The organism is Pseudomonas viridiflava (assembly GCF_900602065.1).
Classification (GTDB): Bacteria; Pseudomonadota; Gammaproteobacteria; order Pseudomonadales; family Pseudomonadaceae; genus Aquipseudomonas.
Genome location: NZ_UWFN01000217.1, coordinates 1 through 440 on the forward strand (window position 1 = coordinate 1; position 440 = coordinate 440).

Here is a 440-nt window from a genome sequence, read left to right on the forward strand (position 1 = left end):
GCACCAGTCCGTGGGCGTTTTCAGCCAGGATGTAGATGCCTTTGAGCTGCGCGGGCGCATAACCCAGCGGTGGAATATCAGCAGGCGACTCTGGCAACGACGTCGGCGTGGTGCCCGGCAGCGGCGCGAAAAACTCGCGGTAGGCGCTTTGCACTTCGGCAACGGGCGCACCCGGCGAAGCCGGCCGCGGCGAGTATTGATACTGATAGCCGCCGCCCGAGCCAGAGCCTGCGGGACGTGCATAGGTCTCGCCCTGCGGCTGTTCGAGCACGTTATTGGCCAGACGCATCTCGCCCTGCGGCCCGAACTCGCCCGCTTCGGGGCCGGTCGGACGCACAATCGCTGTCACAGGTGCACTGCCGGACAACTGATCTTCAGGCCGAACGTCACCCAGCGCACGGTGCAGCGTGCCGTACAGGAAATCGTGCACGGTGCGACCG

At 65.9% G+C, this 440-nt stretch carries 1 pseudogene; it reads right to left on the reverse strand.

Annotation, left to right across the window (positions count from 1 at the left end):
- Window positions 1-440, reverse strand: a pseudogene (gene mutL, locus EE949_RS12910) (DNA mismatch repair endonuclease MutL); the annotation flags it as partial.